The sequence below is a fragment of the Corynebacterium meitnerae genome, assembly GCF_027570075.1.
In the GTDB taxonomy this organism is placed as follows: Bacteria; Actinomycetota; Actinomycetes; order Mycobacteriales; family Mycobacteriaceae; genus Corynebacterium; species Corynebacterium meitnerae.
Genome location: NZ_JAKMUS010000001.1, coordinates 312326 through 322846 on the forward strand (window position 1 = coordinate 312326; position 10521 = coordinate 322846).

Sequence of the window (10521 nt, forward strand, 5' to 3'; positions counted from 1 at the left end):
AACCTTAGCCCTCCCTCGGCCGGTCTGCGCGACGTTTAGCGAAAGGAAAGAACTCGGGCAAAGGTGCTGTTCCCGCCAGACGCAGCACGCGGATCACCGGCCGCAATCGTAACCGACGCGTGTCCGCCACAGCGTTGTTGTAGAACCGCACGGCAAGATCGTGGCGGCGCTGGCATGCAGGATCACCGCAGATCAACACGTGATCGAGTGCCCGACGCGCACGATCGACGCGAATATGCAGGCAATCAAGCCGGCGCGCAGTAAAGATTGCCCACAGGGCAACCGCCAGAAGAACAAGAACGACGAACGCAATAACTGCAGAAGTACTCATCGCTACTCACCTCCCGTCGCAGTGAGGTACACGTCCATCACCTCGGCTGCCACGTGCTGCCAGTCGTAGAGTTCGGCCCGCTTCCGGCCGGCAGAGATAAGAGCAGCGCGCGCGTCATCGTCACGCACAAGCCGATCCAGAATCGTGGCCAACGCACGCGCGTCACCCACTGGGAAAAGCTCACCGGCCGGCTCATCGGAATCCGCATCACAGACGGCGGCGAATGCCTCCAAGTCACTGGCCACCACCGCGCAGCCCGCGGCCATGGCCTCCACGAGGACAATCCCAAAAGACTCACCACCCGTGTTCGGCGCGACATAAATATCCGCGCTGCCCAGAATCGCCGCCTTCTCCTCATCACTCACGCGCCCCACGAAATCAACACCCGGAGTTGGCTCATGCTCGCCACCGCCGATCACGGTCACGCGCGGAGAGGTCTCCATCAGCTGCAACGCCGAAAGAAGAGTGGGCAGGCCTTTGCGGGGTTCGTCGATACGCCCAAGAAAAGCTATGTGGGCATGCTTATCCGCGCTTCCCTTCCCCCTCAACCTCCCCGTATCCACCCCATTGGGGATGAGAACCGGGTCGCCACCGAGCTGCTCAACCTGCCAGCGGCGGGACATCTCACTGACGGAGATACCCGCTTGGATTCTTTCGAGCAGTGGTCGGAGGAACGGGCGCGCGATAGTCAACGCGAGCGATCGCGCTGCGGAGGCATGGTACGTGGCCACCACTGGTTCCCGCGCGAGCATGAGCGTGATGAGTGACAGGCTCGGCGCGTTTGGCTCATGGATGTGCACCACATCGAAATTGCCGCGGTTGAGAAACTCCCGCACTGCCCGGAATGCGCGTGGCCCGAAAGACAGCCGTGCGGTGGAACCGTTGTAGCTCAACGCCACCGCTGGGCCGGACAGGGTGACATAGCTGGGGAGATCTTGTTCCCGTGCGAGCTCCGTCCCTGGCCCCAAGACTTCAACGTGATGGCCCTCCTCTGTGAACACCCGAGCCAGATCCAGGATGTGGGCCTGGACGCCGCCGGGGTAGTCAAAGGAATACGGGCACACCATTCCGATACGCACGGCACTATCACCTGCTCCGCCGCTGATGCGGCCAGATCGGCTGAAGGGCGTGCCAGTCTTCCGGGTGCGCCGCGATATTGGAGGCAAAAAGATCAGCTACCCGCTGCGTGGTCACCTCAAGGTCAGTGACCTCAATGGGGGCCGAGCAACTCAGCCCCCACCCTGGCTCATGCGTCGTCCCCGTGAACCAGGAGTGGGCTACGTGCAGGCTCGCGCCCGTCTCCATCGCGAGCTTCGCCGGCCCCGCCGGAAAGGTTGTTGGTTCCCCGAAGAAGGTGACGGGAACACCCCGCGGTGTCATGTCACGCTCCCCCATCAGGCACACCACGCCACCATCGTGCAGCACTTCCTTGAGGCGCTCATACGGCGGAGTTTTCTCACCAGTGGCAGCAAGCACTTCGAAGCCAAGGGATTCACGGTAGTCCACGAAAGCGCTAAAAAGCACCTCCGGCTTGAGGCGCTCCGCGACGGTGGCGAATCCCCCGTACCTGCCCACGAGCCACATGCCAGCCATATCCCAGTTGCCCGAGTGTGGCAGCGTGATCACCATGCCCTTGCCTCTGGTGACGGCGGCTTCGACGTGTTCCCGTCCGATGAGTGCATCATCCAACGTGGCCATGAGTTCTGGCTTGCCAGCGATAGCTGGCAGCCGGAACGCTTCCAGCCAGTAGCGGGCATAGGAGCGCATGGAGGCGCGCACTAAAGCCTGGGTGACGTTTTCCGCCCCCACGACATGGGTGAGGTTCTGGCGCAGCATGTCAGCGCCGCGCCCCCGATCAGACGCCATATCGGCGCCAGCATTGAACAGAGTGGCCGCCAACGGGTACGGCATATGGCGTACGAGCTTCCATCCCGCCATATACCCGGCGGCAACCAGTGAGTCCTTCACGTCTGGCTACTCGCTTGTGCTCGCTGGGTCCGTGGCACCCTTCGGCGGGGCGATACGCGTGGAAGCCTTCGGGTCGCGCGATGCCAGGACGAGCCGCTGAATCACGGTGATCGCGGACCCCACGACCAGAATCCACAAAGACACCACGACTGCATTGGGCACACCCACGCCCTGCAGGAACAGGCCGGCCAAGGCAATGATGATGCGCTCGGCGCGCTCAATCAGCCCGCCATTGACGGTGAGGCCTCCTGCTTCCGCGCGGGCCTTGATGTAGCTGATCACCTGGGACAGCACCAAGACGATGAGGCAGGCCACTGCCGCTGATGGGTACGCTTGTTCGGTATAGATCAACCACACAGCGATCGCCCCGAAGAGCGCACCATCGGTCAGACGATCGCAGCTGGCGTCAAGCGTGGCACCAAACGCAGTACCGCCGCCGCGCATGCGGGCCATCGTTCCATCGATCAAATCCATGGCAGCAAACAGCGCAGTCAAGGCTGTTGCCCAGACGAGATGGCCAGTAGGGATCAACAAGACCAGGGCAGTAATCGTGGCCAGAGTCCCGGCCACCGTCACCATATTTGGCGTCAGACCAATGCGAAGCAGAGCTCTGGCTACGGGATCGACGACGACGGCAGCTGGTTTCCGAGCGTGCACGCTAAGCATTCGCATCCTCCTCAACGATCTCCGCCCAGGCCTGCGCCAACAATGTGCGCGTGTCCTTCAACAGCTGCGGTAGCACCTTCGTGCCACCAATCACCGTCATGAAATTGGAGTCCCCTGCCCAGCGTGGAACCACATGCAAGTGCAGGTGGTCCCCGACAGAACCACCGGAAGCCTTCCCCAGATTCAAGCCAACGTTGATGGCCTCCGGGCGGGACACGCGCTTCAAGGTGCGCACGGCGAGTTTGGCGAAGGACATGAGTTCGGCCGTCTCTTCGTCGTTAAGCAATTCAAGCTCTGCGACCTTGCGGTACGGCACGACCATGAGGTGACCGGCGTTGTAGGGGTACAAATTGAGCAGCGCGTAAACCGTCTTGCCGCGCGCGATAATCAGCGCATCCTCATCAGACTGCTCGGGGGCTGCGAGGAAGGGATCCTTGTTGGCGCGCTCCCCTGACCGCGCCGAGATGTAGCTCGACCGGTACGGCGCCCACAGGCGCACGAGACGATCGGGCTGACCCACGCCCTTATCGACGTAGGTCTGCCCGTTCGTGCCCTCAGGGGCATTAGCCGCGCCGCGCTGCAATGGCTTCCTCGGTCGGCTGATCATTGATCTGCTCCCCAACCCACGCGGTGATGAGCTCGATCGCCTCATCTACCGGGACACCATTGACCTGGGTGCCATCGAGGAAGCGGAAGCTCACCGCATTGGCCTCAACATCGCGGGCACCGGCCAGGAGCATGAACGGCACCTTGCTCGTGGTGTGGGTACGAATCTTCTTCTGCATGCGGTCATCCGAGTGATCAACCTCGGCGCGCAGACCACGTGCACGCAGCTGCGCGACAACCTCATCCAAGTGACCAGCAAACTCATCGGCCACCGGAATACCTACCACCTGGTGCGGCGCCAACCATGCCGGGAACGCACCGGCGTAGTGCTCCAGCAGCACGCCGAAGAAACGCTCGATGGAGCCGAACAGTGCGCGGTGAATCATCACCGGACGCTTCTTCGAACCATCCGGGGCGGTGTACTCCAGGTTGAAGCGCTCCGGCAGGTTGAAATCAAGCTGCACCGTGGACATCTGCCAGGTACGGCCAATCGCATCGCGTGCCTGAACTGAGATCTTCGGACCGTAGAACGCAGCACCCGCCGGGTCCGGAACGAGCTCCAGGCCGGACTTGGTGGCTACGGATTCCAGAATGTTGGTGGAACGCTCCCAGATCTCATCATCACCGATGTACTTCTCCGGGTCCTTGGTGGACAGCTCCAGGTAGAAGTCATCCAGGCCGTAATCCTGGAGGAGGGAGATGATGAACTCCAGTACGTCGGTAAGCTCCTGCTCAAGCTGGTCCTCCGTGCAGTAAATATGCGCATCATCCTGCGTGAAGCCACGCGCGCGGGTCAGACCGTGAACCACGCCGGACTTCTCGTAGCGGTACACGGTGCCAAACTCGAACAGGCGCAGTGGCAGCTCACGGTAAGAACGGCCACGGGAATCGAAGATGAGGTTGTGCATCGGGCAGTTCATCGGCTTGGTGTAGTAGTCCACCGGCTGCTTCGTGCAGTTGCCTTCCTCGTCCCACTCGCCGTCGAGCTGCATGGGCGGGAACATACCGTCGGCGTACCAATCCAGGTGGCCAGACTGCTTGAACAGGTCGCCCTTGGTCACGTGCGGGGTGTTCACAAAGGAATAGTCCGCCTGCTGGTGGCGCTTGCGGGAGTGGTTCTCCATCTCCATGCGCACGATGCCGCCGTCCGGGTGGAACACCGGCAGACCGGAACCAACCTGGTCCGGGAAGGAGAACAGATCCATCTCTGCGCCCAAGCGACGGTGGTCACGCTTTTCCGCCTCTGCCAGCATGTGCTGGTACTCGTCCAACTTCTCCTTGGACTCCCACGCAGTGCCGTAAATGCGCTGCAGGCCAGCATTGGACTGGTCACCGCGCCAGTACGCGGCAGAAGATCGCGTCAAGGCGAAGGCCGGGATGTACTTGGTGGTGGGTACGTGCGGGCCACGGCACAGATCGTGCCACACAACCTCATTCGTACGCGGGTTGACGTTGTCGTAGTGCGTCAGATCACCAGCGCCAACCTCCGTTGCCTCATCCGAGTTCGGGTCCACAGAGCCCTTGTCCTGGATCAGCTCCAGCTTGTACGGCTCATCCTTCAAGTCTTCTATAGCTTCGCTTGCGGAGCTATAGACACCGCGGACGAACTTCTGGCCCTGCTTAATGATCTTCTTCATCCGCCGCTCCAGCGACTTCAGATCCTCAGGGGTGAACGGCTCCTTGACATCGAAGTCGTAGTAGAAGCCATCATTGATCGCCGGACCAATGCCCAGCTTCGCATCCGGGAATTCCTCCTGCACAGCCTGCGCCAGCACGTGGGCACAGGAGTGACGGATGACGCTGCGGCCCAGCTCAGTGTTCGCTGCCACCGGCATGAAGCTGGCGGTTTCTTCCGGCACGTGGGACAGATCCTTCAAGTTCCCCTCTGCATCCTGGACGCAGACGATGGCCTCATCGCCCTTGTTGGGCAATTCCAGCTCCCTCATCGCTGCGCCCACCGGCGTGCCGGCCGGGACCTCAAACGGGTCGTGGATCAGTGCAGTTGGGGCAATCCCGCTGGACATAAGTTATTCAGCGCTCCTTTTGCGCTCACGCGTGGGCGGCATACCTGGCCGCGCCCGCTGGTGTGTTCTGGGCCTTGCTCCGCGCGCGCCACATGAGCCCGGCGCGGGCACTGCGGGTGATCTTACTCTGGTCTGCTTGTAATACGTCAGTCGCGCATCACATTGCGCTGGCGTTGCCCCAGCAGCGCAATGACAAGGCCACCGACGAGGACGATGCCAAGGAGCAGCCACACCCAGATGTATCCGCTGCGAATATTCTCTTGCTCGTCTGCGCTGTCTTGTGTGTTCGATGCCTGGGCGCCGTCAGAATCGGCAGCACCCGCGGCACCGTCAACACTGCTTCCGGGCGGCTGGTAGGTAAACCGCGTCATGCCCTTCGTGGCGTGCCCATCAGATGACGTGATTTGAAAGCCAATGCGGTACTGACCGGGTTCAGGGTCCAACCCCTCAGGCACATCGATACTCACGTTCTGTCGATCCACGGTGGGCTCACCACTGAACAACACCTCATTGGTATCAATCCGGGACAACGCGATGGTGTTGAAGCCGTCTTTCGGGATACCGGAGAACACCAGCAGAAGTTCGGTGGGGAACTCCGTCACTGTTTCCTCAATCCCCGGGGTCGCGTCAATCACGGAGTCATGCGCCATGGCCGCCGGTGCCCCCGCCAGTGCAAGGCCAGCTGCTGCAATCACTGCGGCGAGTTTCTTCTTCACTGTGGTCAAGCTCTCTTTCGCTTATCGACGTCACCCGTCCCACCGCCACACCTCTTAGCGTGACAAGTGTCTGCCTCAAAGGGTAGGTTATCCGCGTGAATTCCCCCAGTAGCTCTTCTAACAACACCCCGTCCAATGCGAACCGGTGGCCATTTTTTGTCGTCGTGTCGCTCGGCCTGCTCATGGTGGCCTTGGATAACTCAATCCTGTACACGGCCTTGCCTGCGCTTGATGAGCAGTTAGGGGCGTCTGCTTCCGAGTCACTGTGGATCATTAACGCCTACCCGCTGGTGATCACCGGCCTCTTGCTGGGCACGGGCACCCTAGGCGACAAGATTGGCCACCGCCTCATGTTCATGATCGGCCTGGTCATCTTCGGCTTTGCCTCCCTTGCCGCCGCTTTCTCCCCCACCCCGCTGGTACTCATCATTGCTCGCGCCTTCTTGGGCATGGGTGCTGCCACCATGCTGCCCGCCACTCTCGCGCTGGTGAACCAGATTTTCCCTGAGGAGCGTGAGCGCAATGTGGCGATGAGCATCTGGGTTTCCGCCGCGGTACTGGGCGCGGCACTGGGCCCTGTCGTCGGTGGCTTGTTGCTTGAGTTCTTCTGGTGGGGTTCGGTGTTCTTGATCAACGTCCCCGCTGTCATCATCACCTTCATCCTCACCATGTTGATCGGCCCGAAGAACAAGCCGAATCCGGAAAAGATGTGGGACATCTTCTCCTCTATCTACGCTCTCTTCGCCCTCTCGGGCCTGACCATGGTGATCAAGGAAAGCGCACGCCTGGACACCAACATGACCATCCTCGCCGTCGCTGTTGTCATCATGCTGTTTGGCGCCTTCATGTTTGCCCGCCGTCAGAAGAAACTGCCTGAGCCACTGCTCACCTTGGATATCTTCAAAAACCCGATCTTCGCCGGCGGTGCCATCACTGCCATCGGCGCAATGTTCGTGGTCATCGGACTGGAGATGACCACCACCCAGCGCCTTCAGCTTGTGGACGGCTTCACCCCCTTCCACGCCGGCCTCACCATCGGCATCGTCGGCGTCATCGCCCTGCCCCTCTCCATCGCCGGTGGAGCGATTCTTCACCGCGTTGGCTTCCGCACGATCGTCTGCACTGGCTTCGCCCTCTGCGTCGTTGGCGGTCTCGTGTCCTGGTGGGGCTCCAACCTGGACAGCTTCCCTGTCTTCCTCACCGGCTTCATCATCCTCGGCGCCGGCGCCAACTTCGCCATGTCCGTCTCCTCCATCGCCATCATCGGCGCCGCCCCCGCCGAGCGCTCCGGCATGGCCGCCAGCGTGGAAGAAGTCTCCTACGAATTCGGCACCCTCATCACCGTCGCTGTCTCCGGCACGATGCTGACCTCTCTCCTGATCGCTTTCATGCCACAGGACATTGCCCACATGGGCATGGATGCCATCTTCAACCCCGCCACCCGCGACGCCGCCGCCCCCGCCTACGCCCGCGCTCACGAAGCCGTCATCGCCTTCCAAGCCGCTGTCGCTGCCATCCTCTGCGGCATCACCGCGTGGTGCTTCCGCGGAAACCCGAAATCAGCGGCGAACGCTTAACGCGAAAGCCTCGCGGGAGGTCATCCTGGGGCATCCTGTGTAAAATTTTACATTGCCGCAGAAACTATTCGACGATAGAAACCTTTGATCAGCTGGTTCATTTTCGCCACGAATCTGCCATGTAATTTTTTACACACAGACACCGTAGGACGGACACCCTCCACGGTGAATATTTCCACCAGAATTGTTTCCCTCAGCAATGTAATGCCATTTAGGCTGGAATTGTTCACCCATCAAACACTTATGCCGTACTCGCGGCTGAGTTCTGTCAACTTCCCTGTGGAGGCTTCACCGTGTCTAATGCTCATTCTCGTACAGCATTCTCCCGCAAGGCTATTGCGATTGCTGTAGCTAGTGCCGTTACGTTCAGTGGCGTCAACACTGTCGTACCTCATAGCTCCGTCCTTGCCGCACCTACTGCAGTCGCGCAGGACGCCACTGTTGGCCAGCAAACCATTGACGGCATCGAGTACACCGCCCCTCACCGATTCAACGCTGCCGATGCGAAAGGCCATTACAGCATCCATTTTGAAGAAGGAGCGAGAAACGTTACGAAGGTGATTCTCGGCGAGAACGACGCGGCCCTTCCCACCGGAGATATCAAAGTTCCGCACGGAACGTGGGTGAAGGACAAGTCGTCTGACAGCAATGGGAAGTCGGAAGCATCCTTCAATTTCAAGCCCGACACCAAGACACCACTCACGCCAAAACAAGCCGTTGAAGCAGCACTCGTCATTCAGACGGGCAATGGTCAATCCACACGAGTGTCTGTACCCCATCGCCCGAATTCACCGCACGCTTCCGTTTTAACCTCTCAAACCGAAGCTGGCCAGGCCGGGTCGTGGATCAACGTACAGAAACTCGTCCCACAGGGTTGGGAGATCGCGACAACCGATGAACCGGCAGGCACGTGGGAGTACGACGATGCCGGTGGCACCATTCGCTTCGTGCCTAAGACCGGACTTCAGGCCGCGACTTCACTTCGGGACACCTCCCTCGATGTAGTCGCACCCAATGGGGACCAACAGCAAACAGGGTTCACGGTTCTGGGATATCCCACCAATCCCCAATCCCCTTCGTTCAACATTGAAATGAAATTCAATGAAGAGCGCACATACCTCACCTCAGCACCAGTCGACTTGCGCAGCATCGAGCGAACAACTGGTATCAGCCGCGAGGAGTTCCTTGCTCTTCAAAGAACTGATATTGACCGCGCAGATTCAATCGCCAACAACCGCGCCAACCCGGCGTTTTTCTCCGCAGACGTTCCTGCAGGCACTACCTTCGACACATCTTCGTGGGGTTACCCCACTGATGGATTCAATGAGGCCTTTGGTGAAGACGCAAAGATCGCTTCTGACATTTCAGTCCCTGGTCAAGGACGATGGGTTGTCAGCGCTACTGAGAACATTGATGTCGTGCAGTTCCTCTTCATCCCTGATGACCCTTTGACGGTCACTTCCGGCAGCATCGATTTCCGGCTGTTCAGCCAGACTCTGCACGAGCAGGTCACGCCTACAAGCGGCCTATCACGCCAAGATCCACTCGCCGACTTCGAAAAGGACCTCGTCGAGAATTCCCTGTGGGATAAGGGGACTCTCTACTACAAGATCGTCGATAAGTTCTCTGAAACTCCAGTTGAGGAAGTAAGCAACCCTCCCGCCCAGGATCTCCACATCATCAACGTGGAGAAGCAAGAGAATGGCGACTACCTGGTTACACGCTCCGATGGCGAGACCTGGACGATCAAGCTGAATGACGGAGCTGTCACCGACATCAAGACCGACGGCAAGGGCAATCTTGTGATCACCATCAATGGTGAGGAAAAGACAGTCCCACTGGAGCAGGTCAAGGTGACCGAGGAGAACAAGGGCACCCCTAACCACACGGTGACGATCACCACGCCGGATGGCCAGTCAGTGACGTTCAACGTCTTCGACATCTACGTCACGGACATCAGGTGGAATGAGGAGAAGGGCGTCTACGAGGTCTACCGCTCCGACGTTGACGGTGGAAAGACGGTCTGGAAGACCATCGACCTTTCTGATCTACGTAATCGCATCGAGGCTTTGGAGAAGAAGGACTCGCCGTCCCGCGAGGAGTACAACACCCTCGTCACGGAGCTGAAGGAAATCAGGGAGCTGGTTGAGAAGATCAAGGAGCAGAACAACACAGACCAGGAGAAGATCACCATCATCGAGAAGGAGATCACTAACCTGCAAAACGATCTCGATGACATCAAAGACCGCCTCACGAAGGTCGAGAACCATACGGATGCACTCACCAAGTGCCTGTATGGTGGCGGTCTTGTTGGAATTCCTGCCCTGCTGGCTCTCCCACTGCTTCTGCTCACCCAGATCCGTATTCCTGCCATCGAACAGCTCAATACTCAGATCCAACAGCAGCTGGGTATCTACAATCCCGAAATCGCCCGCACATGGGGCCAGAGCGGTGGCGTGCTGCAGGCTGGTGCTGTTCTGGCGGGTCTCGCTGGACTCATCGGCGGTATCGCATACCTGTCCAAGGAGTGTGCTCCACTCACCAAGACCCCAGCAGCCCAGGACACTGACCTCGGCAAGATCAGCTCCAAGCTGCAGGCAGGGTCATCTCAGAAGGACTGAGATGGCTACGTG

9 protein-coding genes are annotated in these 10521 nt (G+C 59.7%); 2 read left to right on the forward strand and 7 right to left on the reverse strand.

What is annotated here, in order from left to right; genetic code table 11:
* Positions 1-4: 4 nt before the first annotated feature.
* The 7 genes from L8U60_RS01505 to L8U60_RS01535 all read right to left on the reverse strand — a co-directional run bounded on the left by L8U60_RS01505 (position 5) and on the right by L8U60_RS01535 (position 6311).
* Positions 5-331 (reverse strand): hypothetical protein, encoded by a 327-nt coding sequence (locus L8U60_RS01505; RefSeq protein ID WP_269964615.1) that lies wholly within the window; start codon positions 329-331, stop codon positions 5-7.
* A 2-nt stretch (positions 332-333) separates the two neighbouring features.
* Positions 334-1410: a glycosyltransferase family 4 protein gene (locus L8U60_RS01510; RefSeq protein ID WP_269964616.1), complete on the reverse strand. Its 1077-nt coding sequence runs from the start codon at positions 1408-1410 to the stop codon at positions 334-336.
* Positions 1411-1417: 7 nt separating this feature from the next.
* Entirely contained in the window at positions 1418-2299 is an 882-nt protein-coding gene (locus tag L8U60_RS01515; RefSeq protein WP_269964617.1) for a phosphatidylinositol mannoside acyltransferase, read from the reverse strand.
* Positions 2300-2305: 6 nt separating this feature from the next.
* Positions 2306-2965 carry a phosphatidylinositol phosphate synthase gene (gene pgsA / locus L8U60_RS01520; protein WP_269964618.1) on the reverse strand — a complete coding sequence of 220 codons (660 nt, stop codon included), beginning with the start codon at positions 2963-2965 and terminating at the stop codon, positions 2306-2308.
* Entirely contained in the window at positions 2958-3572 is a 615-nt protein-coding gene (locus tag L8U60_RS01525) for an HIT family protein (protein WP_269964619.1), read from the reverse strand. The genes pgsA and L8U60_RS01525 overlap by 8 nt, the downstream gene beginning before the upstream one ends.
* Positions 3529-5595 carry a threonine--tRNA ligase gene (gene thrS, locus L8U60_RS01530; protein WP_269964620.1) on the reverse strand — a complete coding sequence of 689 codons (2067 nt, stop codon included), beginning with the start codon at positions 5593-5595 and terminating at the stop codon, positions 3529-3531. Before thrS ends, L8U60_RS01525 begins: the two co-directional genes overlap by 44 nt.
* 146 nt (positions 5596-5741) lie before the next feature.
* On the reverse strand, positions 5742-6311 hold the full coding sequence (locus L8U60_RS01535; protein WP_269964621.1) for a copper resistance CopC family protein: 570 nt from the start codon (positions 6309-6311) through the stop codon (positions 5742-5744).
* A 95-nt stretch (positions 6312-6406) separates the two neighbouring features.
* Here L8U60_RS01535 and L8U60_RS01540 point away from each other — a divergent pair, with 95 nt between their 5' ends.
* Positions 6407-7888, forward strand: coding sequence for an MFS transporter (locus tag L8U60_RS01540; RefSeq protein WP_269964622.1), 1482 nt, complete (start codon positions 6407-6409; stop codon positions 7886-7888).
* A 293-nt stretch (positions 7889-8181) separates the two neighbouring features.
* Positions 8182-10509, forward strand: coding sequence for a GAS domain-containing protein (locus tag L8U60_RS01545; RefSeq protein WP_269964623.1), 2328 nt, complete (start codon positions 8182-8184; stop codon positions 10507-10509).
* Positions 10510-10521: the final 12 nt, after the last annotated feature.

Excerpts from the sequence above, each read along its gene's own strand:
- L8U60_RS01525 (WP_269964619.1), bottom strand. The coding sequence starts at position 3,572 with ATGATCAGCCGACCGAGGAAGCCATTGCAGCGCGGCGCGGCTAATGCC.
- thrS (WP_269964620.1), bottom strand. The coding sequence starts at position 5,595 with ATGTCCAGCGGGATTGCCCCAACTGCACTGATCCACGACCCGTTTGAG.
- L8U60_RS01505 (WP_269964615.1), bottom strand. The coding sequence starts at position 331 with ATGAGTACTTCTGCAGTTATTGCGTTCGTCGTTCTTGTTCTTCTGGCG.
- pgsA (WP_269964618.1), bottom strand. The coding sequence starts at position 2,965 with ATGCTTAGCGTGCACGCTCGGAAACCAGCTGCCGTCGTCGTCGATCCC.